The organism is Marinobacter sp., assembly GCF_041595835.1.
Taxonomy (GTDB): domain Bacteria; phylum Pseudomonadota; class Gammaproteobacteria; order Pseudomonadales; family Oleiphilaceae; genus Marinobacter.
In genome coordinates this window covers 1-24,752 of sequence record NZ_JBFHJO010000011.1, presented here as the reverse complement: position 1 = coordinate 24,752, position 24,752 = coordinate 1, and the positions used below count along the sequence as shown (strand labels likewise).

General features: G+C 53.9%; 24 protein-coding genes. 13 read left to right on the top strand and 11 right to left on the bottom strand.

The annotated features are described in order from the left end of the window. Positions 1-71 precede the first annotated feature (71 nt). Genes hemC through ABYA77_RS06005 form a run of 4 tightly spaced genes read left to right on the top strand, consistent with a single transcriptional unit; the run spans position 72 to position 4,161 of the window. A complete protein-coding gene (hemC, locus tag ABYA77_RS06020) occupies positions 72-1,013 on the top strand; it encodes a hydroxymethylbilane synthase (RefSeq protein ID WP_372965050.1) in 942 nt (313 codons plus the stop codon). Continuing rightward, the gene (locus ABYA77_RS06015) at positions 994-1,833 is read left to right on the top strand and encodes a uroporphyrinogen-III synthase (protein ID WP_372965049.1); all 840 of its coding nucleotides are present in this window, start codon (positions 994-996) and stop codon (positions 1,831-1,833) included. The genes hemC and ABYA77_RS06015 overlap by 20 nt, the downstream gene beginning before the upstream one ends. Further along, positions 1,820-2,923 carry a uroporphyrinogen-III C-methyltransferase gene (locus tag ABYA77_RS06010; RefSeq protein WP_372965048.1) on the top strand — a complete coding sequence of 368 codons (1,104 nt, stop codon included), beginning with the start codon at positions 1,820-1,822 and terminating at the stop codon, positions 2,921-2,923. Before ABYA77_RS06015 ends, ABYA77_RS06010 begins: the two co-directional genes overlap by 14 nt. After that, positions 2,920-4,161 carry a heme biosynthesis HemY N-terminal domain-containing protein gene (locus ABYA77_RS06005; RefSeq protein ID WP_372965047.1) on the top strand — a complete coding sequence of 414 codons (1,242 nt, stop codon included), beginning with the start codon at positions 2,920-2,922 and terminating at the stop codon, positions 4,159-4,161. The genes ABYA77_RS06010 and ABYA77_RS06005 overlap by 4 nt, the downstream gene beginning before the upstream one ends. 4 nt (positions 4,162-4,165) lie before the next feature. On the opposite strand, the gene ABYA77_RS06000 is transcribed toward ABYA77_RS06005, so the two are convergent. From ABYA77_RS06000 to rho, 3 genes are all read right to left on the bottom strand, one after another. Continuing rightward, positions 4,166-5,158: a 2Fe-2S iron-sulfur cluster-binding protein gene (locus tag ABYA77_RS06000; protein ID WP_372965046.1), complete on the bottom strand. Its 993-nt coding sequence runs from the start codon at positions 5,156-5,158 to the stop codon at positions 4,166-4,168. A 13-nt stretch (positions 5,159-5,171) separates the two neighbouring features. Next, entirely contained in the window at positions 5,172-6,659 is a 1,488-nt protein-coding gene (gene ubiD, locus ABYA77_RS05995; RefSeq protein WP_372965045.1) for a 4-hydroxy-3-polyprenylbenzoate decarboxylase, read from the bottom strand. A gap of 227 nt (positions 6,660-6,886) precedes the next feature. Continuing rightward, complete coding sequence (rho, locus tag ABYA77_RS05990) at positions 6,887-8,149, bottom strand: transcription termination factor Rho (protein WP_372965044.1); 1,263 nt, start codon at positions 8,147-8,149, stop codon at positions 6,887-6,889. Between the two features lie 350 nt (positions 8,150-8,499). On the opposite strand from rho, the gene moaB reads away from it, so the two are divergent. From moaB to ABYA77_RS05970, 4 genes are read left to right on the top strand one after another with little or no spacing between them, the layout of a single operon-like run. Further along, the gene (moaB, locus tag ABYA77_RS05985; protein ID WP_372965043.1) at positions 8,500-9,072 is read left to right on the top strand and encodes a molybdenum cofactor biosynthesis protein B; all 573 of its coding nucleotides are present in this window, start codon (positions 8,500-8,502) and stop codon (positions 9,070-9,072) included. A gap of 12 nt (positions 9,073-9,084) precedes the next feature. Further along, positions 9,085-10,299 carry a gephyrin-like molybdotransferase Glp gene (gene glp / locus ABYA77_RS05980; protein ID WP_372965042.1) on the top strand — a complete coding sequence of 405 codons (1,215 nt, stop codon included), beginning with the start codon at positions 9,085-9,087 and terminating at the stop codon, positions 10,297-10,299. A 2-nt stretch (positions 10,300-10,301) separates the two neighbouring features. Beyond that, on the top strand, positions 10,302-10,562 hold the full coding sequence (gene moaD, locus ABYA77_RS05975; protein WP_372965041.1) for a molybdopterin converting factor subunit 1: 261 nt from the start codon (positions 10,302-10,304) through the stop codon (positions 10,560-10,562). A gap of 1 nt (position 10,563) precedes the next feature. Beyond that, a complete protein-coding gene (locus tag ABYA77_RS05970) occupies positions 10,564-11,010 on the top strand; it encodes a molybdenum cofactor biosynthesis protein MoaE (RefSeq protein WP_372965040.1) in 447 nt (148 codons plus the stop codon). Between the two features lie 81 nt (positions 11,011-11,091). Here ABYA77_RS05970 and trxA read toward each other — a convergent pair whose 3' ends face one another. Further along, positions 11,092-11,418, bottom strand: a complete 327-nt coding sequence (trxA, locus tag ABYA77_RS05965) for a thioredoxin TrxA (protein WP_014420340.1) — start codon at positions 11,416-11,418, stop codon at positions 11,092-11,094. 272 nt (positions 11,419-11,690) lie between these two features. Here trxA and ppx point away from each other — a divergent pair, with 272 nt between their 5' ends. Further along, complete coding sequence (gene ppx, locus ABYA77_RS05960; protein WP_407070181.1) at positions 11,691-13,217, top strand: exopolyphosphatase; 1,527 nt, start codon at positions 11,691-11,693, stop codon at positions 13,215-13,217. A gap of 9 nt (positions 13,218-13,226) precedes the next feature. Here the strand turns inward: ppx and ABYA77_RS05955 are convergent, their stop codons facing one another. Then, positions 13,227-15,167 carry an ATP-binding cassette domain-containing protein gene (locus tag ABYA77_RS05955; protein ID WP_372965039.1) on the bottom strand — a complete coding sequence of 647 codons (1,941 nt, stop codon included), beginning with the start codon at positions 15,165-15,167 and terminating at the stop codon, positions 13,227-13,229. Between the two features lie 44 nt (positions 15,168-15,211). On the opposite strand from ABYA77_RS05955, the gene ABYA77_RS05950 reads away from it, so the two are divergent. The 3 genes from ABYA77_RS05950 (at position 15,212) to ABYA77_RS05940 (ending at position 16,942) form a co-directional block, all read left to right on the top strand. Next, a complete protein-coding gene (locus ABYA77_RS05950) occupies positions 15,212-15,751 on the top strand; it encodes a DUF2390 domain-containing protein (RefSeq protein ID WP_372965038.1) in 540 nt (179 codons plus the stop codon). Next, the gene (locus tag ABYA77_RS05945) at positions 15,745-16,128 is read left to right on the top strand and encodes a DUF4124 domain-containing protein (protein WP_372965037.1); all 384 of its coding nucleotides are present in this window, start codon (positions 15,745-15,747) and stop codon (positions 16,126-16,128) included. The genes ABYA77_RS05950 and ABYA77_RS05945 overlap by 7 nt, the downstream gene beginning before the upstream one ends. A gap of 118 nt (positions 16,129-16,246) precedes the next feature. Continuing rightward, a complete protein-coding gene (locus ABYA77_RS05940; RefSeq protein ID WP_372965036.1) occupies positions 16,247-16,942 on the top strand; it encodes an FKBP-type peptidyl-prolyl cis-trans isomerase in 696 nt (231 codons plus the stop codon). A gap of 93 nt (positions 16,943-17,035) precedes the next feature. Here ABYA77_RS05940 and rsd read toward each other — a convergent pair whose 3' ends face one another. Together rsd and ABYA77_RS05930 are read right to left on the bottom strand one after the other, a co-directional pair. Then, positions 17,036-17,515, bottom strand: coding sequence for a sigma D regulator (gene rsd, locus ABYA77_RS05935; protein ID WP_372965035.1), 480 nt, complete (start codon positions 17,513-17,515; stop codon positions 17,036-17,038). A 107-nt stretch (positions 17,516-17,622) separates the two neighbouring features. Continuing rightward, a complete protein-coding gene (locus ABYA77_RS05930) occupies positions 17,623-18,129 on the bottom strand; it encodes a disulfide bond formation protein B (RefSeq protein ID WP_372965034.1) in 507 nt (168 codons plus the stop codon). A 59-nt stretch (positions 18,130-18,188) separates the two neighbouring features. Here ABYA77_RS05930 and fliL point away from each other — a divergent pair, with 59 nt between their 5' ends. Beyond that, entirely contained in the window at positions 18,189-18,653 is a 465-nt protein-coding gene (gene fliL, locus ABYA77_RS05925) for a flagellar basal body-associated protein FliL (protein ID WP_372965033.1), read from the top strand. Positions 18,654-18,661: 8 nt separating this feature from the next. Here fliL and rmf read toward each other — a convergent pair whose 3' ends face one another. The 4 genes from rmf to ABYA77_RS05905 form a co-directional block, all read right to left on the bottom strand. After that, positions 18,662-18,880, bottom strand: coding sequence for a ribosome modulation factor (gene rmf, locus ABYA77_RS05920; protein ID WP_372965032.1), 219 nt, complete (start codon positions 18,878-18,880; stop codon positions 18,662-18,664). A 112-nt stretch (positions 18,881-18,992) separates the two neighbouring features. Further along, a complete protein-coding gene (gene gshA, locus ABYA77_RS05915) occupies positions 18,993-20,549 on the bottom strand; it encodes a glutamate--cysteine ligase (protein ID WP_372965031.1) in 1,557 nt (518 codons plus the stop codon). Positions 20,550-20,615: 66 nt separating this feature from the next. Beyond that, positions 20,616-22,940, bottom strand: a complete 2,325-nt coding sequence (locus ABYA77_RS05910; RefSeq protein WP_372965030.1) for a Tex family protein — start codon at positions 22,938-22,940, stop codon at positions 20,616-20,618. Positions 22,941-22,996: 56 nt separating this feature from the next. Beyond that, complete coding sequence (locus ABYA77_RS05905; protein WP_372965029.1) at positions 22,997-24,724, bottom strand: putative bifunctional diguanylate cyclase/phosphodiesterase; 1,728 nt, start codon at positions 24,722-24,724, stop codon at positions 22,997-22,999. Between the last annotated feature and the right edge of the window lie 28 nt (positions 24,725-24,752).

Here is a 24,752-nt window from a genome sequence, read left to right as displayed (position 1 = left end):
CCTCTCACGGGACTTTTTTGCGATCACAAGGTAACCTTGTAAGCACCATTTTCTGAACGACAGTGAGTGCAATGTCCAAACGTATTCTTCGCATCGCAACCCGCAGCAGCGCCCTGGCATTGTGGCAGGCAGAATTCATCAAGTCCGAACTGGAAAGGCTCCACAGCCATATCACCGTCGAACTGATCAAAATCAAGACCCAGGGAGACAAAATCCTGGACGTGCCCCTGGCCAAAATCGGCGGTAAGGGGCTGTTCGTCAAGGAACTGGAAGAAGCCATGTTGGACGGCCGTGCCGATCTGGCAGTGCACTCCATGAAGGACGTCCCCATGGAATTTCCCGAAGGCCTGGGCCTGGTTGCTATTTGTGAGCGTGAGGACCCCACCGACGCCTTCATCAGCAATCACTATTCAAGCATTGACGAGCTGCCCCAAGGTGCCGTGGTCGGCACGGCCAGCTTGCGCCGGGAAGCTCAGATCCGTGCTAACCGCCCAGACCTGGAAATCAAAGTGCTGCGCGGCAATGTTAACACTCGTCTGGCCAAGCTCGATGCTGGCGAGTATGACGCGATCATTCTGGCAAGCTCTGGTCTCAAGCGACTAGGTTTCAATGATCGCATCCGCTATTGCCTGCCAGACACCTTTTGCCTGCCCGCAGTTGGCCAAGGCGCCTTAGGTATTGAATGTCGGCTGAACGACGACGAACTGCGCCAGCTTTTAGCCCCTCTGAACCATGCAGACTCGGCTGACCGGGTAAAAGCAGAACGAGCTATGAACCGTCGCCTGGAAGGCGGGTGCCAGGTACCGATCGCGGCTTATGCACTTCTGGAAGGCGACGACACCCTATGGCTTCGCGGCTTGGTGGGATCAGTTGATGGTTCCCGGATTCTTCAGGTTGAAGGCCGGGCACCAAGAGCCGAAGGTGAACGATTGGGCCGTGAGCTGGCAGAGCAGCTGCTAAGCATGGGCGCAGATAAAATTCTGGCTGAAGTTTATGGCCACACACCAACCTGACCCTCAGCGCGCCCTTACAAACTTAAAGGGTCGCCGGATTCTGATTTGCCGACCGGAACCAGAGGCCTCGCGCCTTGCGAGGGTTTTCCGGGCGGCAGGCGCAGAGTGCCGGCTGATGCCGCTTCTGATCAGAGAGCCGTTACCGGAAACTCCCGAACAACGTACTCTGATGCAGGAGCTTGATAACTTCAGCCATATCGTCGCTGTCAGCCCGTTTGCTGCCCGCCTCTTGCTCAATGAAATTGACAACTGGTGGCCACAAATCCCAATGGGGATCCAGTGGTATTGTGTGGGCTCAGGTACCGCCACAGAGTTTGCCCGCCACGGAATCAGGGCCCGCCAACCCAAACAAGGCTGGACCAGCGAAGCTCTATTGAAATTACCATCGCTGCAAAACCTTGCTGGCGACAAAGTTTTAATCGCCAGAGGCGAGCAAGGCCGGGAGCTGATTCGCCAAACGCTGGAACAAAGAGGAGCCACTGTCTCTGTCCTGCCCCTGTACCGACGCTCTCAGCCGTACTATCCTCCAGAGCAGGTACAAGAGATTTTCGGTGATTTCCAGCCCGAAGTGGTCATTGCGCTTTCTGGCGAAACCCTGAACAATCTTAATGAAACAGCGCCTGATTACCATCAGAGTCTGCACAGTGCTTTCGTGGTGGTTCCGGCTGAACGTGTTGCCCAGCAAGCCAGGGCTGCCGGTTACAGAAATCTTCTTGTTCCCGAAGGCCTGGATGACCAAAGCCTGGTAACCAGTGTGGCTTCATGGCTTACGCCGGAAGCCGGTAACAACGGAAAACCAAGTAAGGATGCCCGTGACTGACACAACAAAACAATTGCCTGCCCCGGTTGAATCAACCCAACCCAATAAGCCTCGCCTTTGGCCTATCTGGGTGACCGCCAGCGTTGCACTGGTTCTGGTTTTAGTGCTGGCCTTATGGAACTGGCAACAGTGGAACAATCAAAACGCCAACGTCCAGGTTATACAAGGCCTGAAGCAGGACACCGCACAACTTGAAAACCTGTACGGTAGTCGTGGCGGAGAGCAAAACCAACGCATTCAATCTCTTGAAAGCAAATTATCAGAACAGCGAGAGCTGATTGCCACTCAACAGCGGCAAATCGATCACAACGCGCGGGAACTGCTGGAAGCCGGCAACCGTACCCGTACTGACTGGCTGTTAGCCGAGGCCGAATACCTCCTTCGCGTTGGTAACCAGCGCCTGATGATTGAAAAAGATATCAAAGGTGCACTGTCTGCCCTTGAGTCCGCTGACGAGGTACTTGCCGAGTCCGATGACATCGGTGTTTTCCCGGTACGACAACAGCTTGCCAAAGAAATCCTGTCACTCCGGAGCCTTCAGGACGTTGACCGCACCGGCTTGTACCTGAAGTTAGAGGCAGCCATTGCCAGCATCAACGAACTCACAGACCAGGCTCTGATTCATGACCAAGCGCCAGGCTTCAGCATAACTGAAGATACCACCGCGCCCGAAGATGACAGCAACATGCTGACCCGGGGCTGGAATCGCTTTCTGGCAACACTGAAGGAAGTCGTCGTTGTTCGCCGGATGGATGAGCCGGTTAAACCTTTACTTTCTCCGGATCAAAGCGCCTGGGCCCGGCTGAATCTGCAACTAATGCTTGAAGAGGCTGAAATGGCGGTGTTACGGGGCAACCAACCGCTTTATGAGCGGGCTCTGGATAAAGCCAGGCGCACCGTCAGTGAGTGGTACGATTCAACAAACCCGGCCATTCAGGGCGTTAGTGACACCCTGAGCGAACTGTCAGGCATACATGTCGACCCGGAACTGCCCGATGTCAGCCAGTCCCTTAACCTGCTGAAGGAACGGCTGGCCGGCCGTGCAGCAACAGAGAGCAAGTCGTCAACCAGCGAGGGGAATGAATCATGATTCGCCTGCTGCTGATTATTCTGGTCGCATTGCTGATTGGAACCGGGCTATCCCTTGGCCTGGCTTATGATCTTGGCTATATCCGCATCAGCCTGGGCAATTATCTGATCGAAACCAATTTCTGGGTGGGGCTTGCGCTGATAGCCCTGCTGGTTGTGCTGAGCCTGTTCACCATCAACACCCTCAAGCGCTTCCGTGAGGGCACGAGTCTGGTGGCCAACTGGGTCAGTCGAGGCAATGAACGCCGTGCAAGGCGCCGAACTACCCAGGGCCTGCTGGCGCTTGCTGAAGGCAACTGGCCCAGGGCAAGAAAACTGCTATCCAGCGCGGCAAATCATGCCGATACACCACTGATCAACTACCTGGCTGCGGCACAAGCTGCGTCTGAATCAGGGGACCACGACGGTGTTGACGACCTGCTACGAAAAGCCTTCGAAAGCACGCCCGGATCCAGCCTGGCCGTCGGCTTGACTCAGGCCCAACTGCAACTGGCTGGCAACAGGCTCGAGCAGGCATTGGCAACGTTACTCCGCTTACGAAAAGAAGCCCCTCACCACCCTTTCGTCCTGAAACTTTTGAAAAATACCTACCTTCGACTGGAAGACTGGAAAGAGCTCTCGAAACTGATACCAGAGCTACGCAAACGCAGCGTACTGAGCGAGAAAGAAGTAGACGACCTTGAACGCGAAGTCTGGCATAACCTGCTTGAACGTGCGGCAGAAGACTGCGAGAAAAAGCGTGAAAGCAACCCTGACGCATCTCTGGAACCGATTACGCGCTTGTGGGATGAATTACCAAAATTTGTCCGCCGAGACGAATATACCATCCGTGATTATGCACGTTTACTGGCCAGGTTAGGCGATGAAGCCCAGGCCGAGACCTTACTTCGGAAGGTGCTTCGCAACCACTGGAGTGATGAGTTAATTAACCTGTATGGCCGCTTGAAAGGGAATCAGCCTGAGGAACAGTTGCTGATTGCAGAGCAATGGCTTAAAGACCGCCCCAACAACCCTCAGCTCTTACTGGCATTGGGGCGCTTAAGCTTGCGCAATGAGCTTTGGGGCAAGGCCAGAGAGTATTTTGAAACCAGCCTGCACCTCAAACGCGACCGTGAAACCATAGCAGAGCTAAGCCGGCTGAATGCTCACATGGGTGCAGAAGAGACCAGCGTCAAACTGATCATGCAAGGGCTTGCAACAGACAACGCCCTACCCGAACTCCCCATGCCCAAGGCCTGAGACATCAGGCCCTTGGGGCATACTCCAGTACGTCGGACAGAAAAGCCCCTTCGGGCAACCCGGCTTCAGTCAGAGCATCCATCAAAGAATAAACCATCGCAGGCGAGCCACTGGCGTGAACCTCAACGTTACTCCAGTCGGCACCTGAAGCCAGAACAGCTCGAACCAACTGGTCATGATGCCCACCCCAATCGTTATCCTCGTCATCGCCGATCACGGGCACAAAGGTAAAGGCACCCCATTCATCGTGCCATTGCTGTGCCAGTGATCGCAGGTACATATCCTCTTGCTTACGCACCCCCCAGAACAGCTTAACCGTATGGCGGAAGTTTGTTGTCTTCAGGTACTCCACCAAACTTTTCATCTGGGCAAACCCCGTGCCCGCAGCCACCAGCACTAAAGGTTTATCAGGTGCCGCCGCCAGACAGGCTTTGCCATGGGGAAGCTCAACCATAATCTCTTCGCCAGAAGTCAGAGCATCAATCACCTTTTGTGCCGACACCCAATCAGGCGCGGCCTGAATATGCAGGACAATATTGTCTTCTGCAGGACTGCTGGCAATCGAAAAATAACAGGGGTCAGCATCTGGCAGGTTTACGGACAGGTATTGGCCTGCATGGAAGCCCACATCCCGGCGGCGGGGCAATTTTAACTCGACCCGGTGCACGTCGTGACTGATGGCGCTTACGTCTACCACCTTAGCCATATACACTTTGGGCTGATACATTCCTGTTGCCATAACGGCAGGTATCTCCAGTTCGATGTCAGAGAGGGCCTGAGTCCGACACATCATCAGGCGCTCCCCGGTGGGTATGGGTTGCTGGTTACGGGTATTCAACGCCTGACCGCTGATCAGCCGGGCTTCGCAGATTTCGCAGACTCCGTTACGGCAAGCGACCGGCACCCGGATGCCGGTCTCTGCAGCGGCCGATAGCAGGTCATTTCCTCTTGCTACCGGGAAACGCAGATCTGCAGGGCACAGATGAATACGATGCAAATGGGCTACTCCATCACTTTGGGGATGTATCCGGGATTTCAATCCCCAGGCTGTCCCAAATATCGTCTACCCGCTGTTTCACATCTTCCGCCATGGTGATCGACACGCCCCACTCCCGGTCAGTCTCGCCCGGCCATTTGTTCGTTGCGTCTAACCCCATTTTGGAGCCCAGGCCAGACACCGGCGATGCGAAATCCAGATAATCAATCGGGGTATTTTCTACCAGAGTGGTATCTCTGGCTGGGTCCATTCGCGTCGTCATAGCCCATATCACATCTTCCCAGCTTCGGGCATTCACATCGTCATCGGTGACGATCACAAACTTGGTGTACATAAACTGCCGCAGGAATGACCACACCCCCATCATCACCCGCTTGGCGTGGCCCGGGTACTGTTTCTTCATGGTCACGATGGCAAGCCGATACGAACAGCCCTCCGGCGGCAAATAGAAATCGACGATTTCCGGAAACTGCTTCTGCAGAATCGGGATAAATACTTCGTTCAGGGCCACGCCAAGCACGGCAGGTTCATCAGGTGGGCGGCCAGTGTAGGTGCTGTGGTAAATCGGATCCTTGCGGTGGGTAATGCGCTCAACGGTAAACACCGGAAACTCATCGACTTCATTATAGTAACCCGTATGGTCTCCGAACGGACCTTCTGGCGCCATATCATCGGGGTAGATGAAGCCTTCCAGCACGATCTCTGCACTGGCCGGAACTTGCAGGTCACTCAGCCCGGCTTTCACCAGCTCTGTCCGGGCGCCCCGCAGCAGTCCTGCGAAAGCGTATTCAGAGAGACTGTCCGGTACAGGCGTTACCGCACCCAGAATTGTGGCCGGGTCTGCACCCAAAGCTACAGCCACCGGGTATGGCTTATCAGGGTTAGCCTTGCGGAAATCCTGATAATCCAGTGCGCCACCCCGGTGACTTAGCCAACGCATGATTAAGCGGTTTCGGCCAATCACCTGCTGCCGGTAAATACCCAGATTCTGGCGTTCTTTATTAGGGCCACGAGTAATCACAAGAGGCCAGGTAACCAACGGACCAGCGTCTCCGGGCCAGCAGTGCTGAACCGGAATCTGGTAAAGGTCAACCTGATCTTTTTCAATGACAACATCCTGACAAGGTGCACTGCGGAGCACCTTCGGGCTCATGCGCATGACCTGCTTAAAGATGGGCAACTTTTCCAGAGCGTCTTTGAAGCCTTTAGGGGGATCAGGCTCTTTCAAAAATGCCAGAAGCTTACCAACTTCTCGGAGCGCCGATACGTCGTCCTGCCCCATGCCAAGAGCAACTCGCTTCGGAGTGCCAAACAAGTTGGCCAACACAGGCATATCGTAGCCTTTAGGATTCTCGAACAACAACGCCGGACCACCTGCCCGTAGTGTTCGGTCGCAGATTTCGGTCATCTCAAGATGAGGGTCGACCTCTACGCTGATACGCTTCAGTTCACCCAGCTTTTCCAACTGAGCAATGAAGTCTCTCAGGTCGTTGTATTTCATGTTGTGCTCCGTTTTGAGCTTACGATACTACGGAGGAAATGCTCGAACAAAGTCAGAGTTTGGATTATGCAGGGGGCCTGACTCTGAAGCTGGAACAAAGCCGGGACAGGGGGCAAACCGGGAAAAATAACTTCCCTGAATGTCTGCCTCCTGTCCCGGCTTTTTCTTCAAATGTCAGGTTTGAGTTCCATACATCTCAGGCGCAAACCTTACTCCGGAGTTCAAACTCAACGGCGCTTCATGGACTGGAAGAATTCGTCGTTGGTCTTGGTATCCCGCAGCTTATCCAGCAAGAACTCCAGTGATGCAGTGTCATCATCCATGGAATGCAACAACTTACGCAAGATCCATACACGCTGGATGTCTGCTTCCGTCATCAACAAGTCCTCACGACGAGTACCGGAGCGACGAATGTTGATGGCCGGGTAAACGCGCTTTTCAGCGATCTTACGGTCCAGGTGAATTTCCATGTTACCCGTGCCCTTGAACTCCTCGTAGATAACTTCATCCATCTTGGACCCAGTGTCTACCAGAGCTGTCGCCAGGATGGTCAGGCTACCCCCCTCTTCAACATTACGGGCCGCACCAAAGAAACGCTTTGGTTTTTCCAGTGCGTGAGCATCCACACCACCGGTAAGTACTTTACCAGAGGACGGAATCACGGTGTTGTAGGCGCGAGCCAGACGGGTAATGGAGTCAAGCAGGATAATAACGTCTTTCTTGTGTTCAACCAGACGTTTGGCCTTTTCGATAACCATTTCAGCCACCTGAACGTGACGGGCCGGTGGCTCATCAAAGGTGGAAGCAATCACTTCACCGCGCACGGTGCGCTGCATTTCGGTCACTTCTTCCGGTCGCTCGTCGATCAGAAGCACGATCAGGTGACATTCCGGGTTGTTACGAACGATGGACTGGGCAATGCCCTGCATCAGCAGAGTTTTACCGGCCTTAGGCGGAGATACAATCAGACCTCGCTGGCCTTTACCGATCGGTGACACCAGGTCAAGCACTCGAGATGAAAGATCTTCGGTACTGCCATTACCGACTTCGAGCACCAGGCGTTCATTCGGGAACAGAGGCGTCAGGTTTTCGAACAGAATCTTGTTGCGGGCGTTATCAGGCTTGTCGAAATTAATCTCGTTGACTTTCAGCAGAGCAAAATAACGCTCTCCATCTTTCGGGGGCCTGATCTTGCCCGCCACGGTATCCCCCGTCCGCAGATTGAAACGACGGATTTGACTGGGTGATACATAAATATCATCCGGGCCGGCCAGGTAGGAGGCGTCAGCGGAGCGTAGGAAGCCGAAACCATCCTGCAGAATCTCCAGTACACCATCACCATAAATGTCTTCGCCGCCCTTAGCGTGCTTCTTCAGAATGCTGAAGATGACGTCTTGTTTGCGCGAACGGGCGAGGTTGTCGAGGCCCATTTCATGCGCGATTTCGAGCAATTCGGGCACAGATTTCTGCTTGAGTTCAGTAAGATTCATAATTTGTAGAATTTTTCAGGAATGGAAGTAAAAAGACGGTTGATATTGCAGGGATGCCCCTGAACGCGTTGATCAAAAATATGTTGAAACAAGGTGCTGGCAGATGGAGCAACCGGTGCAGAGGGAATCCGGTAATATTTGCTGAAGCCAGAGAGTGGGAACAACTGTTCGCCGGGCAGTCAGCATAATCGACCACCTTGAAGGGATATGTCAAGACCCTGAGCAAAATTAAACCAACAATATGACACCGATCAAGGGCACAATACCGGTAAAATTGCCGACTTCCCTTAAACATCACGGGTACGGAGACTATCCTTCATACCTGAACCCGCATTAACCGGAGCTTTTCCATGAGCAGTGATTCTAGCAGCGCGCTCAAACCATTGAATATCGCCCTACTAACCGTGTCTGACACCCGCACAGCAGACCAGGACACTTCAGGCCAGTACCTTGAGGACAGTGTAACGGATGCCGGGCATCGTTTGATTGCACGCCGCATACTGCCTGACGATGTGTATCTGATGCGCGCGTTGATTGCTCAATGGATTGCTGACCCTGAGATTCACGTGGTGATCATCACCGGCGGTACGGGATTCCACGAAAGAGACAGCACTCCCGAGGCAGTGAGTCCACTTCTGGACAAAACAATTGATGGCTTTGGCGAAGAGTTCCGGCGCATTTCTGCCGCTGAAATTGGCACCTCGACCATCCAATCCCGGGCTTTTGGCGGCCTGGCCAACAACACCGTCATTTTTTGCCTGCCCGGCTCCACCGGAGCCTGCCGCACTGGCTGGAACGGCATACTGAAGACTCAGCTGGACAGCCGTCACGGTCCGTGCAACTTCTCAGCACTGGTGCTTTGCAAGCCTGAGCGCCCATATAACCGTATGCACGAAATCATCGGCAACCGCGCCGAGCGGTAATCAGGAGATAGCATGACCAACCCCAACCTGACGTCTCTGGATGATGCCCTCGACCATCTGTTGACACAGGCACCTGTCGTCACCCAGATAGAAACGGTCAGCCTTACTGAGAGTCTGGGACGCATTCTGGCCAGCGATCACCGTGTCCCCGCAGATGTTCCGCCCGCCGATAACAGTGCGGTAGATGGCTATGCGGTCCGCCAGCGTGACGTTAGTGCCGCCGGTTGTTTGCCCGTATCTGACAGAATTCCGGCCGGCGTTGCTCCCCGGCCCCTACAACCAGGAACTGCTGCTCGCATCTTTACCGGCTCGGAAATCCCCGAAGGTGCAGATGCGGTAGTTATGCAGGAGCAGGTAGAACGCACCGGTGACCAGATTGCCATTCATACACCGGTAGAACCTGGCCAGAATATCCGCAGTCGCGGCCAGGACCTCTCGCAGGGCGATCTCGCGCTAGCCAAAGGCACCCGGATCCGGCCTCAGGAAATGGGGCTTCTGGCATCAATAGGGGTTAGTCAGGTTCCAGTGTTGACCCGGCTCAGGCTTGCCATTATCACCACCGGTGATGAACTGGTGGAACCCGGGCAGCCTCTTGCACCCGGACAAATCTACAATACCAACCGTTTCACGATGCTCGGACTGGCAGCGGAAGCCGGTTGTGATGTGGTTTTATGTGAAACTCTGGAAGATTCCCGGGAGTCAACACGAAGCACCCTCAAACGAGCCAGCGAGTTGGCTGACCTGATCATTACCAGTGGCGGTGTTTCTGTCGGTGAAGAAGATCATGTACGGGCGGTGCTGGAAGAATCCGGCAAACTCTCGCTTTGGCGCCTGGCGATCAAGCCCGGCAAGCCACTAGCCTTTGGAGACGTGGATGGCACGCCGCTACTGGGCCTGCCTGGAAATCCAGCGGCAGTACTGGTCACCTTTATGGTGGCGGGCATGCCTTACATCAGAAAACGCCAGGGCCGACTTGATTTTTACTCCACAAGTGAGCTCCTGCCAGCGGATTTCGAAATTTCGAAACCTTCAATTCGCAGAGAGTTTATCCGGGCCCGCAAGAAAGGTTCAGGAGCTACGGCGTCAGTAACAGCCTATCCAAACCAAAGTTCCGGCGTACTCAGCTCTGCCTGCTGGGGTTCTGGTCTAGCCATGGTACCGGAGAACACAACCGTAAAAATCGGTGACCCGGTTGCCTACTACTCATTTTCTGAATTATTGAGCTGACGATGACTGAACCTACCCTGACCGTTCGCTTTTTCGCCCGTCTGCGAGAAGAGTTAGAAACTGACCGCCTGCAGCTACCGGTTACTCCTGGGCAAACAGTGGGCGATATTTTGTCAGAGCTGGCTAACCGTGATGGTGCCTGGAGTCAGCTGAAAAGCGGACAGCCTGTGATGGTGGCGGTAAATCAGGCAATGGCAAAACCAAACACGCCAGTTCAAGCAGGTGATGAGGTAGCGTTTTTTCCCCCTGTGACCGGAGGTTGAGATGATTTCGATCCAGACCGAAGATTTCGATGCAGGCACCGAATACGAGGCACTACGCGCCAGCGGCTCTGGAACAGGGGCCATTTTAACCTTTTCGGGACTGGTGCGGGATTCGGGTGATCTGTCCGGGGTTACAGGCCTTTTTCTGGAGCATTATCCGGGGATGACAGAACAAGTAATCCAAAACCTGATTGATGAGGCTTCGCGGCGCTGGAGTATTCGGCAAGTACGGGTGATTCACCGGGTGGGCCAATTAGCGCTTTCCGATCAGATTGTGTTTGTGGGGGTTTGCAGCGCTCACCGAGCGGATGCGTTTGCTGCCGGTGAATTTATCATGGATGCGCTGAAAACTTCGGTGCCGTTCTGGAAGAAGGAGATAACCGGAGGCGCTGAGCATTGGGTGGAGCAGAAGGCTTCTGACAGGGATCGCGCTCAGTCCTGGGATTGAGCCGAGATTCTGCCGAGCCTGTATGTAATATAAAAAGCCGCCCGTGAACGGTGTTCAGGGGCGGTTTTCATCAACAGCAGATCAGAGGTTGCTGTCGAGGAAGGCAGCCAACTGCGACTTGGACAGGGCGCCGACTTTGGTCGCATCAACGTTGCCGTTTTTGAACAGCATAAGCGTCGGGATACCGCGGATATTGAACTTGGGCGGAGTCTGCTCGTTTTCGTCGATGTTCAGTTTGCAGACTTTGAGCTTGCCTTCGTATTCATCGGCGATTTCCTCCAGAACCGGCGCGATCATTTTGCAGGGCCCGCACCACTCGGCCCAGTAATCTACCAGTACCGGAACGTCAGATTTCAGTACATCCTGCTCGAAGGAAGCGTCGGTGACATTAACGATATTTCCGCTCATTACCTATTCCTGATTCAGGCGCTCCAGGCTGCTTTTTCGCTGCTGAGGAGTCGCTGTTGGCTATAGCAGATGGCCAGTCCTTTACTCGGTGAACCGCCTGCCCGAAACTCGATAAAGCATTACTTTACGCGATTGGCGGCGTGAATGTGAAGTAGGTTATATCCCCTGCCCGGTTGATTCTTGTCAGTAATGACCGCAGTCGACTACTGACACTTCGATGAAGTTTCCCTTATAGTACAACCAAGCTCATTCCACACAGGACGCCTATCAACGTGACGGCCTCATCTATTGCCGAGAAAGAAGGTCTATCCCCGGACCTGCTAGCATCCATTGATATGGGCTCCAACAGCTTCCACATGGTTGTCGCTCGCCTGGTTCATGGTGAAATCCGTACCGTTGAAAAAATGGGCGAAAAAGTCCAGCTCGGTGATGGCCTTGATGAACATAACAATTTGACCGAAGAGGCCCAGCAACGGGGCCTGGATTGTCTTCGCCGTTTCGCTCAAAGGCTTCAGGGTACCCCTCCAGAAGGGGTTCAGATTGTTGGCACTAACGCTTTGCGTGTCGCAAGGAACGCACAGGAGTTTATCGACAAGGCTGAAGACGTGCTGGGTTACCCTGTCGAGGTGATCGCAGGTCGAGAGGAAGCTCGCCTCATTTATCTGGGTGTTTCACACACCCTGTCCGATGACGAAGGCCGCAGGCTGGTGATTGATATCGGAGGCGGCAGTACAGAGTTCATCATTGGCGAGCGCTTTGAGCCCCAGGAATTGAACAGCATGCACATGGGCTGCGTGTCTTTCCGGAACTTGTACTTTCCGGACGGGAAAATTACTCGCAAGCTGATGGACAGAGCGGTTCTACACGCTGAACAAGAGCTTCAGAGTATTTGGCGGCGTTACAGGAAAGTGGGCTGGCAAAGTGCTGTGGGGTCGTCCGGCTCAATCAAAGCAATATCCAATATTTTGGCGTCCCTGAAACTCACTGACGGCACCATAACCCGGGCAGCCATGGACGAGCTTCGCATTCGTCTGGTGGATATGGGGAACGTTGAGAAGCTCTCCGAGCTTGGTGTCCGGGAAGACCGACAAAGCATTTTCCCGGCAGGCTTCGCCATTCTTTACGCAGCCTTCCGTGCCCTCGATATTCAGGAAATGGCATTTGCTGACGGCGCACTCCGAGAAGGCCTGCTCTACGATATTGTTGGGCGGATACAGCATGAAGACGTCCGTGAAAGAACCATTGCCGCACTGCAAGAACGTTATCACGTTGATCAGGCTCATGGTGCTGCGGTAGAGCAAACCGCTCTGGCAGCCTGGGAACAGACAGCAAACCAGTGGGGCCTGTTTACACCCGCCGATGAAGATCTTTTACGCTGGGCTTGCCGGCTTCATGAAATTGGCCTGACCATCTCCCATAGCCAATACCACAAACACGGAGCTTACCTGCTTCACTACTCCGATTTGCCAGGGTTCACCCAACAGTTCCAGAGAGATCTGGCGACTCTGGTTCGTGGCCACCGCCGCAAATTTTCACCCTCCGTATTTGAGGGGACAGATCCGGAAGAAAAAGCCAGGCTTCGCTACCTGTGTGTTCTACTGAGGCTAGCGGTGGTCATCCAGCACTCCCGGAACCTGGAGCCCGCTCCGGAGTTCATTCTAAAAGCCGAAGAAAACAAACTGACCATTACATTTCCCGAGGGCTGGCTGGACGAACGCCCACTCACCCTCGCAGATCTCAAAAATGAGCAGGACTATCTTGCACGACAAGACTTCACCCTAGACATCAACGCCGAATAGCCATGGAGGTCAAACCGTTAGCTCGGCCTCCAGACTTTCAACCGTTTCACTGACGTCCATCCACTCCGCTTCGGTATCGTCCAGCTCACGCCTGAACCGAGCCTGCTCCGCCAGCAGCTCTTTTAACCGCGCTTTGTTACTGTCATCGTAGACAGAAGCGTCGGACAAGGCCTCCTCTACCGCGGACAGCTTTTCATGCAGTTGATCCATCCGTGATTCAAGCGTGCTCTGTTTTTTGCGCCAGGGACTAATTTTCTTGCGTATCTCAGCTTCCTGCCGCTTTCGGGCTTTCCGCTCTTCGGCACTCAAAGTTGTTGTTCTGGATTTATCTTCAGCACTTTCACCTGCGACCTGCCGCTTTGGGGGCTCTTCATCATCTTTACGGCGATCTGCCAGCCAGCGCTCATAGTCTTCAAGGTCACCATCGTATTCTTTCACCACCCCATCAGACACCAGCCAAAACTCGTCTACCGTATTACGTAGTAAGTGCCGATCATGGGAAACCACCACAATGGCTCCATCAAAATTCTGAAGTGCCATAGTGAGCGCCTGGCGCATTTCCAGGTCCAGATGGTTCGTTGGCTCATCCAGCAACAACAGATTAGGCTTCTGCCAGGCAATCACAGCCAGAGCCACCCGGGCCTTTTCACCACCGGAGAAAGAACGGATCGGGCTCAGAGCTTCGTCACCATGAAAATCAAACCCTCCCAGAAAGTTTCTGACTTTTTGCTCTGAAGCTCTGGGGGCCAGGCGCTGCAGGTGCAGGAATGGGCTCGCATCAAGGTCCAGAGATTCCAACTGGTGCTGGGCAAAATAGCCAATTGCCAGGTTTTCACCGCAGGTGCGCTCGCCCGACAATAAAGTCCCCATACCGCGCAGCGCATCCATAAATGTCGATTTACCAGCACCGTTAGGGCCAAGCAAACCAATCCGGGAGCCCGGCAGCAGGGTAATGCTGATGTCCCTCAAGATGATCGCATCGCCATGCCCGGCCGCGCCGTGACGAATGGACAGCAGCGGGTTAGACACTTTATCGGCAACCGGAAACTCAAAACTGAACGGCGAATCGACGTGGGCTGGCGCAATCCGCTCCATACGCTCCAGCGACTTAACCCGGCTCTGAGCCTGTTTGGCCTTAGTGGCTTTGGCCTTGAACCGGTCAATAAAACGCTGAATTTCAGCAATACGCACCTGTTGGCGCTCAAAGCTGGCCTGTTGCTGGGCCAAACGTTCGCTACGCTGAATCTCAAACGCAGAATAGTTGCCGGTATAAAGTACCAGTTTCTTGTTATCGAAATGCACCAGATGGGTAGCCACCCGGTCCATAAAGTCCCGGTCGTGGGATATAAACAGCAAAGTACCCTGGTATTTGCGCAGCCAGTTCTCAAGCCACAAACAAGCGTCCAGATCCAGGTGGTTGGTAGGTTCGTCCAGCAAGAGCAGGTCTGAGGGGCGCATCAGTGCCTGAGCCAGATTAAGACGGATTCGCCAACCACCAGAAAATGCGGATACGGGCCTGTCAGCGTCGCTGTCCGCAAAGCCCAGTCCCCGAATCAGGGATTCAGCACGCCGAGGCGCTGACCAGGCTTCATGAATATCCAGTTCGCCATGCAAGTGCGCAATGGCGTGATCATCGCCACGGGCTTCTGCTTCAGCCAATTCACGTTCAAGTCGGCGAAGCTCAAAATCGCCATCCAGCACGAAATCTCTCGCGGTACGAGAAGAGGCCGCTACTTCCTGAGCCATATGAGCAATCCGGCAGCCTCCAGGCACGGAAACACTGCCCTGCTCCGGGGCCAATTGACCCAGCAAAAGCTGAAACAGACTGGATTTACCGGCACCATTGGCTCCGACAATGGCAACACGCTGGCCCGGCTGAACCGTCAGGCTGACGTTTTCTAGCAACCAGACGCCGCCTCGTTGTAAACTGAGATCGGTTATCGTTAACATAGCATTACTTTACCCATGGATTTCAGCCAGGGAAGCGCCCCACCGTGACCGTTAAGCAGACAGAATCACTGACTCTGCCGGCTTCAATGGAACCGGACAATCCTCTCTGGCGTTATGCTTTGGCCTGCTGGCAAAAACCGGAACTGGCTGAGACCTGCCTTAGTTTACAAGAACAGGGCTGGAGCGTGACCCGAATTCTGTGCGCCGGTTGGTTAGGCGTGAACGGGCGCGTGTTCACCGGCGTCGAGGACGCTAAGGTAACAGAGTGGCGCCGCTATGTAACCGGTCGCATTCGCTCTGCCCGAAAATCGATTCCCCGGCAACATGCCGCCAGCCATGAACTCCGGAACGCACTGGCGAAAGCCGAACTCCAGGCCGAGCAAACTGAATTGGCACTGGCATGGCATACGCTTAACGACGTCAACCTGGAGGTCGCCAGCATGCAGGATTGCACCTTGACCATCGTGCAAAATCTTCTTGCTGCAGCACCACTCCAGAAACGAGATCCGCAGCCAATGAACGACCTTACCAAGCTTGCCAGCCTATTGTCTGATAATTACTGTGGGAGACCTCAGCCATGCTGATGAAATGGCTGATTCGGTTATCCTTCCCTGCTTTGGGACTGCTGCTGTTATTGATGTTTTTTGGCCTGGGAACACCCGAGCAGGTTACAGCCCCGACACCAACCCAACCTGCAGCCCCAATGCCTCCATTCGAGGATTTACTACCGTCCCCGATTCCTTCTGATGGCCCGGAAATCGTCTTCAAATGGCAAGACACCGATGGCCACTGGCACTATGCTGACCAACCCCCGGCCCAAGGGCCCTGGAACGCTTTGGCTATCGAACGTACGGAACCGGCACCTAAAGAAGGCAATTCAGCCGACCCGGATAACGACTGGCAATCGCCTTACCGCGCGCCCTTTTCATTAAATGGTTCACCTTTCAACAACGAATCATGATGATAACCGGCGTCTTAACACTTGTTCAGTAGCATACTGATCCCGAACCCGTTAACTTGTCCCTTTTCAAATTCCAACAGGGCCATAGAGCCCTGAAACATGTGCAAAGGAACCATTCATGAAAAAAACTCTGTTAGCCATCGCCATGGCCGGAATCGTAGCTGGCTGCTCCACGGCCGAGCAGGACCCATCACTGGAAACAACACCGGAGAAAATCAGCTACGGCATGGGGCTGGTGATGGGCGAGCGCATTAGTGCGGACTTGCCTGACCTTCAGATGCAACAGTTCATTCAAGGTTTTAAGCACGGACAAGTCGGCAATGAAGAGGCCAAGCGCCTGACTCGCGAAGAAATTCAGACTGCCCTGCTGGCCTATCAGGAAGAATTGCAGGGGCAGCAAGAGCAGCAGTACGACGAACTGGCCAAAAAAAATAAAGAGGCCGGTGAAGCATTCCTTGCAGAAAACGCGAAGCGAGACGGCGTGCAAACAACAGAGTCCGGCCTTCAATACGAAGTCATTGAAGAAGGCGACGGTGAAACACCAACCGTTTCAGACCGTGTTCAGGTTCATTACACCGGTGAATTGATTAACGGCGACGTTTTTGACAGCTCGCGGGAACGTGGTCAGCCAACAACCTTTGGCGTTGGCCAGGTTATCCCTGGGTGGGTCGAAGGCCTGCAACTGATGAGCGAAGGCTCTCGTTACAAGCTGTTTATTCCTTCGGATCTTGCCTATGGCGCCTCTGGAAACCAGGCGATTGCACCGAATGAAACGCTGATTTTTGATGTTGAGTTGTTGAAAATCAACCCGTAGCCAATTGGTTCCGGGCAGCACATAAAAAAACCGGCCCAAGGAACACCTTAGGCCGGTTTTTTATATTCTTCAGACTTAGCTACAACCCGTTTTTCAAGCCGAAGCCAGCTTTCCAGCGTGTGCGTTGTGTAAATTCTCAATCAGAAAATCTTCCATTTCGAATCGATTCGCCAGCACCTCACCCAGGCGCGACAGTTCTTCAAACAACGTTGCCACATCTTGCTCAGTCAGGACGCGCCCATCCACATGATCGTTAAATCTCAGCGCCACTTCCGTCGTCTTCTCGATCTGAGGGTAGACTTTGGCAGCCAGCTCCAGCCCCCCATCATCGAAATCCCGGGCTTCCTGAATGAGCTGCTCATAAATCTCAAAGTGCCCGGCGGACACATAATCCACCAATACCTCACACAACCGTATAAACTTTTTGCTCAGAGCTTCAGTTGGGGTGAAATCATTCTCACCAGATAACTCGCAGTAATGAACAAGAAGCTGTTGCCGATTTTGCAACCAACGATCAATCAGCTCGTTAACGCCACCCCAGCGCTCCCTGGCATTCTGGCAATTCTCCAACATGACGCTTGCCTCCCTTCGATCAAGCTGCCAGCTCACTGGCTAATTATCGGATGACTTCGCTTTCGTGTAATCACGTTACCCCATGGCTACCGTGAGCCGCAACTATTTCAGCCCTGCAACCAACCCTTTGGGCGTACGCTACGAAACATCATGAATAAACCGGTCAAAATCACCAGACCAAAAAACACTGCGGTCCAGCCAGGAATGCTCAAGCCCAGAAATCTCCACACCACCTCGGCGCAGTCACCCGTTCCTCTGAGTGCCGTTTTCAGCACATCGAACCAGGGCAGTACCTGTAACAGATAATCGACCGATGGCCCGCACGCAGGCACCTGATCCGCTGGCAAGCTCTGAAGCCACAACTGTCGGCCAGCAACCCCCAGACCAGCGCCAGCGGTAAGCACCAGAAAGAATCCGTACACCCGGCGGCCGAATCCTGCCGGGCCGTGCAAAAAGGCTATCAGACTCACCAGGCCGGCCCCCATGAACCCGAAGCGCTGCAACCAACACAACGGACAAGGTGCTAAACCCATGACGTGTTCCATATAAAACGCCACAGTCAATAGCGCCGCGCACATCAAAAATACAAAGCCAAACACCCATCTACTTGTCAAAACGTTACCCCGGAATCATGATGTTAGATACGTACAGCTGATGGACCCAATCGTAACCCATGAATATAACCAAGCACACAACCACAGCCAGAAAACTTGCCCTGAATCTGTTATTGGCGCTTTGTTCCGTGATGCTCTTACAGAGCCAGGCACTGGCCGACGAAGAAAAAGATGAAAATACCCCAGAAGAACGAGGCGTAACGGATTACATTGCGATGGATCCCCCATTCGTGACCCATATAGGCGAGCCGGGCAACAAGATCAATTACCTGAAGGCTGCGGTAAGTCTGAGGGCGTCCAGCCAAACGGTGCGACCTGCTGTAGAAGCTCATATTCCACGCCTGCGCCATGAGCTGGTCATGCTCTTCGGGGAGCAAACAGACCTGGACAAACTGTCATCGATGGAAGGTCAGCAGGCTCTGAGAGAAGAAGCGGCCCGCCGGATAAATGCCGTACTGGAAGAGCAACAAACAGGAGAATCCATTACCGACGTGTTGTTCACAGAATTTGTGGTGCAGCGTTAAACCGGACGTCAGGCGATACGATCGAAGAGATTGTTGTCCTGATGCTGTTTCTGGGCTTGAATGGCCTGTTGGGCATCATCCCAGCCGGCTTCCCAGGCGGCAATCACAACTTCACCACGATAAGGACAGCGGGTTTTATCCATCCCCATCTTGCCCGCCAGAGATCCCTGGCGGTAGGCTTTGTTAAGCGCCTCTACATCCCAGCCGAGTTTGATATCCTTCGCCATATTGCACCTCCCCACCTAGTGTTAACAAAAGTAACAGCAGGTAATCAAGACAGCAAATCAGAATCCATAATCTGTGAGTTACGTCCCTTTCGGGACGTAACTCAACGCCTGATCATGACTTCAGGTAGTCCTCAAGAAACTCTGAAAACGGCTTGGTGTCCGTGGCTTCCAGCGCGGCCTGCTCTGTTTGAGACTCACGGCTCATAGCCTCAAAACGAGCTAAGACTTCTGGCGACATGGGCTCATCGTTCAGAGTGTTCTGATGCTGTTGTGAGATCGAGAGCACCCAATCTCTATGGCCAAGGCCGGACGAACTCATAGCCTCCAGCACTCGCGCCGAAGGTACTGACCAGTCTTCACCTTCGACCTTGCTCCGCTGGGCAGCCAGTGCAGACCGATAAGTATGGCTCCCGCCCCAACTATCCAGCAACTCTGCCAACGGCTGCATGCTCTCCATAAGCTCCTGCGCTGCAGATCCAACCGGCACCCGCTGCCCGCCCTGACACAACATGAGCTCATGCCACCGGCCTTTTGCCACAACATCTTTGTAGCCGTCGTCCAAACGTTCACACTCAGCCTCACCGATAACCGGTGAGTCCGTTAACAGGCAGTCAAGCAAGAACAAATCCAGGAAATCGACCTGTTCCCGGGTTATGCCAACCGGTGAGAATGGATCAAGATCCAGGCAGCGGACCTCGATATACTCCACGCCCCGCGCGTCCAGCGCCTGTATCGGCTTTTCGCCACGCTCAGTGGTACGTTTTGGGCGAACAGAGCTGTAATACTCATTCTCGATTTGCAGAATACTGGTATTAATCTGGATAAACTCATCGCCCCGGCGAGTACCAATGGCCTCATACGCAGGCCAATTGGTATGGATAGCCTGATCCAATGTGCGGGTATAGGTTTTCAACTCATTGAAACAGATGTTCAGCGAGGCCTGGGCATTGTTGTGGTAGCCCAAATCCCCCATTCTCAGGGATGTCGCGTACTTGCCTGCCCAGGTGCGATCATCAAAACGACTGAGATCATGGTTCACGCCTGCCACGAAACTGGCATCCAGTGCCGGCGAAGCGCCAAACAACAACATCAACAACCAACTACGCCGGCGGAAGTTTCTGATCAGCCAGAAATATTGCTCAGACTTGAAGTCTTTCAGGGCATTGTCGTTACCGGTTACTTGCTGCCATTTCCGCCAGAAGCTGTCGGGAAAGGACAGGTTGTAATGCACACCTGCAATGCTCTGCATGATACGACCGTAGCGCACCGACAAACCTTGCCGGTAGACGTGTTTCAGCCGACCGATATTGGAACTGCCGAACTCAGCAACGGGGATGCTGTCGTTACCATTGATCTCACACGGCATACTGGCTGCCCAGAACACTTCATTTTCAAGGTTCTGTTGCACAAACCGATGGGTATCCCGAAGCGACGCAAGCATACCATCAGTATTGCTGAAAACGGGCGTAATCAGCTCCAGCAGCGATTCAGAGTAGTCGGTGGTAATCTGCGGATGAGTTAGCGCTGAACCCAGTGCTGAGGGATGCGGCGTCTGGGCAATAAACCCGCTGGCATCAACCCGCAGACCTTCTTTTTCAACACCTTTTAAAAATCCGTCCCAGTCAGATGCGGCGAACTGGTGAAACAGGGAGTGGCGGGAATCAGCCATGGTGAGCTCCTGTTAGGGCGGCTACCCCCTTGTGAAGGGTAATCCGCCACTGAATCAATGAAGTGGTTACCTGTCGCCTTTGCGAGCAGATGCCAGTGCCTGAGCCAGAGCCCCCGCCATGGCGCCCTGCTGGCCCTGACCACCCTGAGACTTGCTGGAGGACCGACCACTATTGCGATCGCCGCCTCTCGCCGGCTTTGCCGGTTTTTCGGCACCCGGCTGATCATCCATGCGCATAGAAAGAGCAATCCGCTTTCTCGGGATATCGACTTCCATCACTTTGACCTTAACAATATCCCCGGCTTTGACTACTTCGCGCGGATCTTTAACGAAATTATGGGACAAGGCTGAGATATGCACCAATCCGTCCTGATGCACGCCGATATCCACAAATGCCCCAAAGTTGGTTACATTGGTGACAGAACCTTCAAGTACCATACCCGGTTTCAGGTCACTCAGGGTTTCCACACCCTCTTCAAAGCTGGCGAACCGGAATTCAGGGCGAGGATCTCTACCCGGTTTTTCCAGTTCCGAGATGATGTCTTTCACCGTGGGCAAGCCGAACTGCTCGGTGACATAGTCTTGCGGGTTCAGGCTCCGCAGGAAACTGGAGTCGCCCATAATGTCTTCTACTTTCCGGTTGTTACGCCGGGCAATGGCCTCAGCCACGCCATAGGCTTCCGGGTGAACAGAGGAGCCATCCAACGGATTTTCAGCACTGGCAATGCGCAGGAAGCCGGCAGCCTGTTCGAAAGTACGTTCACCCAGACGCGCCACTTTCATCAGCTGCCTGCGACTGGTAAACACTCCGTTCTGACTCCGGAAATCCACAATGTTCTGGGCAATGGTCTGACTCAGGCCGGAAACCCTTGCCAACAAAGGTACAGATGCCGTATTCAGGTCCACCCCGACACCGTTTACACAGTCTTCTACGACCGCATCCAGGCTGCGGGATAATTGCACCTGAGATACATCGTGCTGGTACTGGCCCACACCGATAGATTTCGGTTCAATTTTCACCAATTCCGCCAGCGGGTCTTGCAACCGGCGGGCGATCGAAACCGCACCACGAATGGTCACATCCAGGTCTGGCAGCTCCCGGGAAGCAAATTCCGAAGCTGAATAGATGGAAGCACCGGATTCGTTCACGACAATCCGGGCCAGTTTCAACTCCGGGTGACGCCTGGTCAGATCGGCCACCAGCTTTTCGGTTTCCCGGGAAGCCGTACCGTTGCCAATAGCGACTAACTCGATCTTGTACTTCTGGCACCAGGCGGCCAGTTGAGCGATCGACTGATCCCACTGGTTCTTTGGCGCGTGTGGGAAGATGGCACCATGATCCAGCACCTGCCCCGTACCATCAATGACAGCCACTTTAACTCCGGTACGAAGACCGGGATCCAGCCCCAGCGTTGGCCGTGGGCCTGCGGGTGCCAGCAACAGCAGGTCTTTAAGGTTGGCAGCAAAAACATTGATAGCCTCAGCTTCGGCAGCTTCACGCACCTGAGACATCAAGTCAGTTTCAATCTGGGTAGAAAGCTTCACCCGCCAGGTCCAGCGAACCACCTCGCTCAGCCATTTATCAGCGGCACGCCCGTTATCACGAATATTCCAGTGCGCCGCAATTCGCTGCTCTGCCGGATGTGGCTGACGCCGGTCGTCCTCAGCGTGACCCATCACAATGGCAAAGCTTAGAATACCTTCATTGCGGCCACGCAGAATGGCCAGTGCCCGGTGTGAAGGGACCTTATTAAGCGGTTCAACGTGGTCGAAATAATCCCGGAATTTGGCGCCTTCGGTTTCTTTGCCCTCAACCACGGTTACTTTCAACTGGCCATCTTGCCAGACAAAGCTTCTCAAAGCCCCCAACAACTCAGCATCTTCAGCAAAGCGCTCCATCAAAATGTAACGAGCACCGTCCAGGGCGGCTTTGGTGTCGTCGACACCGGCCTCAGCATTGAGATAGCCTGCCGCAGTGCTTTCGGGGTCCAGAGTAGGATCTTCATACAAAGCGTCCGCCAGAGCTTCCAGGCCAGCTTCGCGGGCAATCTGCGCTTTGGTACGGCGTTTGGGCTTATAGGGCAGGTACAAATCTTCAAGGCGGTTTTTGGTGTCTGCGGTGTTGATGGTTGCCCGCAGCTCATCAGTCAGCTTGCCCTGCTCTTCAATACTTTTGAGAATAGCGCCGCGACGGTCTTCCAGCTCGCGCAGGTAGCGCAAGCGCTCTTCCAGAGTTCGCAGCTGGGTATCATCCAGTGAACCTGTGACTTCTTTCCGGTAACGGGCAATAAACGGAACCGTGGCCCCTTCATCCAGCATAGCAACGGTGGCATTAACCTGTTGCTCGCGTACTCCGAGTTCTTCAGCAATTCGCCGGGAGATACTGTTCATGCAACCTCTGTGATATCGCTTGCGAAATTAAAGCGCAAAGGTACAGCGGCTTCCCCCTACAGGCAAGCCGACTGATTCTGGCGGGTCAGAAATTGAACAAGATCGTCCCAGGGCATAGGGCGGGCAAAATAATAACCCTGGATCTCATCACAATGATGCTGGCGCAAGAATTCCAGCTGGCCTTTGGTCTCAACACCTTCGGCCACCACGCTCATCTGTAAACTATGAGCCAGAGTGATGATGGCCCGGATGATGTGTTCTGCATCAGCAGAATGCCCCAGCTCCTGCACAAAGGACTTGTCAATTTTAACCAGAGAGATCGGCAGGTGCTGCAGGTTGCTCAAGGAAGAGTACCCTGTACCAAAATCATCCAGGGCGAAGCTGATACCCAACTGGTTAAGCTCCCTCAGGCAGCGCTGGGCGTACTTAGGATCATGCATCATAGCGCTTTCGGTCAGTTCCAGTTCCAGCAAACTGGTATCCACACTGGCATTGAAGATAATCCGGAAGATGGTTTCAGTCATTTTCGGATCGTGGAACTGCCGGAAAGACAGGTTGACCGCAAACACCAGGCCAGGGAAGCCCAGTTCAACACTTTCCTGCAAGCGCCGGCAGGCTTGTTCTATCACCCAATAACCAATGGGTACAATCAGACCGCTGCGCTCAGCCACGGGGATAAACTCATCAGGCCCCACAATCCCCCGCTCTGGATGATTCCAGCGCAACAGGCACTCAACACCTCGCACTTCTTCCGTAGCCAGGTCGATTCTGGGCTGATAATACAGCTCCAGTTCCTGACCACGAATGGCATTCCGAAGGTCCCCCTCCAATCGCAATTGGTGGCCCGCTGAAATATGCAGTTCCCGGTCGTAGAACCGGTAGCTGGTGCCAGTGTCCCGCTTGGCTTCATACATAGCCCTGGTAGCCTGACGCAAAAGCTCCTCAGGGCTGTCGCCAGCCTCCGGATAGGTTGCCACGCCGAGGCTGGCACTGACCACAACGTTATGGCCAGCTACGATGACAGGCTCATCCAGCGCCTCTATCACCTTACGGATAACCTGACTGATATCCAGAGAGTCTTCAACTTTTTCAACAATAATTGCCAGCTCATCACCACCAATACGAACCAGCGAATCCACCCGTCTCAATTTATTTCGCAAGCGCTCTGCCAGCTGAAGCATCAGCAGGTCACTCTTCTTGTAACCAAAGGTTTCGTTAATGCTGCGAAAACCATCCAGATTCACATGTATCAGAACCAACCTGCTGTTGGCCCGCTCTGCTCTCAACAGAGCCCGCTGTAGCCGGTCAAAGAACAGATCCCTGTTGATCACGCCCGTCGCCACCTCACGACCAAACTGACCATGGGCCAGCTCCGACAACTGTTTTCGATACCAAAGGCATTTGACGGCCCTTGCGAAGCTCCATCTATCAAGGGTCTGCCGGCACAAGTAGTCTGCGGCTCCGCCTGCAACTATATCGGCGCTTCTCTCACAACAAGGCTCGGCACTCACCGCCAGGATGGGCCGGTCTTCGCTGGATACCGTCAGATACTGCAGAAAAGCCAGCTCTGAGCCACCATGAAACACACAGTCCCAGACGATGACATCAAAACTGGCGTTAGTGATCAGATCTTCACAATCAATAAGGTCCGGGCACCAAGTGGCATCCGGGTTCAGATCAGCCTCATTCGATAGCATCGACCGATACCACAGAAAATCTGTGTAGTGTGGCGTTAAAACAAGAAGTCGCAGGCGATCGCACCTGGTGTCGAGAGACAATGTCATCAAACAAAATCCATGTGTCGGTCAGAAT

Bases quoted from the DNA above. Each gene is read 5' to 3' on its own strand.
- hemC (WP_372965050.1), top strand. From the start codon at position 72: ATGTCCAAACGTATTCTTCGCATCGCAACCCGCAGCAGCGCCCTGGCA.
- ABYA77_RS06015 (WP_372965049.1), top strand. From the start codon at position 994: ATGGCCACACACCAACCTGACCCTCAGCGCGCCCTTACAAACTTAAAG.
- ABYA77_RS06010 (WP_372965048.1), top strand. From the start codon at position 1,820: ATGCCCGTGACTGACACAACAAAACAATTGCCTGCCCCGGTTGAATCA.
- ABYA77_RS06005 (WP_372965047.1), top strand. From the start codon at position 2,920: ATGATTCGCCTGCTGCTGATTATTCTGGTCGCATTGCTGATTGGAACC.
- ubiD (WP_372965045.1), bottom strand. From the start codon at position 6,659: ATGAAATACAACGACCTGAGAGACTTCATTGCTCAGTTGGAAAAGCTG.
- rho (WP_372965044.1), bottom strand. From the start codon at position 8,149: ATGAATCTTACTGAACTCAAGCAGAAATCTGTGCCCGAATTGCTCGAA.
- moaB (WP_372965043.1), top strand. From the start codon at position 8,500: ATGAGCAGTGATTCTAGCAGCGCGCTCAAACCATTGAATATCGCCCTA.
- glp (WP_372965042.1), top strand. From the start codon at position 9,085: ATGACCAACCCCAACCTGACGTCTCTGGATGATGCCCTCGACCATCTG.
- moaD (WP_372965041.1), top strand. From the start codon at position 10,302: ATGACTGAACCTACCCTGACCGTTCGCTTTTTCGCCCGTCTGCGAGAA.
- ABYA77_RS05970 (WP_372965040.1), top strand. From the start codon at position 10,564: ATGATTTCGATCCAGACCGAAGATTTCGATGCAGGCACCGAATACGAG.
- trxA (WP_014420340.1), bottom strand. From the start codon at position 11,418: ATGAGCGGAAATATCGTTAATGTCACCGACGCTTCCTTCGAGCAGGAT.
- ABYA77_RS05955 (WP_372965039.1), bottom strand. From the start codon at position 15,167: ATGTTAACGATAACCGATCTCAGTTTACAACGAGGCGGCGTCTGGTTG.
- ABYA77_RS05945 (WP_372965037.1), top strand. From the start codon at position 15,745: ATGCTGATGAAATGGCTGATTCGGTTATCCTTCCCTGCTTTGGGACTG.
- ABYA77_RS05940 (WP_372965036.1), top strand. From the start codon at position 16,247: ATGAAAAAAACTCTGTTAGCCATCGCCATGGCCGGAATCGTAGCTGGC.
- rsd (WP_372965035.1), bottom strand. From the start codon at position 17,515: ATGTTGGAGAATTGCCAGAATGCCAGGGAGCGCTGGGGTGGCGTTAAC.
- fliL (WP_372965033.1), top strand. From the start codon at position 18,189: ATGAATATAACCAAGCACACAACCACAGCCAGAAAACTTGCCCTGAAT.
- rmf (WP_372965032.1), bottom strand. From the start codon at position 18,880: ATGGCGAAGGATATCAAACTCGGCTGGGATGTAGAGGCGCTTAACAAA.
- gshA (WP_372965031.1), bottom strand. From the start codon at position 20,549: ATGGCTGATTCCCGCCACTCCCTGTTTCACCAGTTCGCCGCATCTGAC.
- ABYA77_RS05910 (WP_372965030.1), bottom strand. From the start codon at position 22,940: ATGAACAGTATCTCCCGGCGAATTGCTGAAGAACTCGGAGTACGCGAG.
- ABYA77_RS05905 (WP_372965029.1), bottom strand. From the start codon at position 24,724: ATGACATTGTCTCTCGACACCAGGTGCGATCGCCTGCGACTTCTTGTT.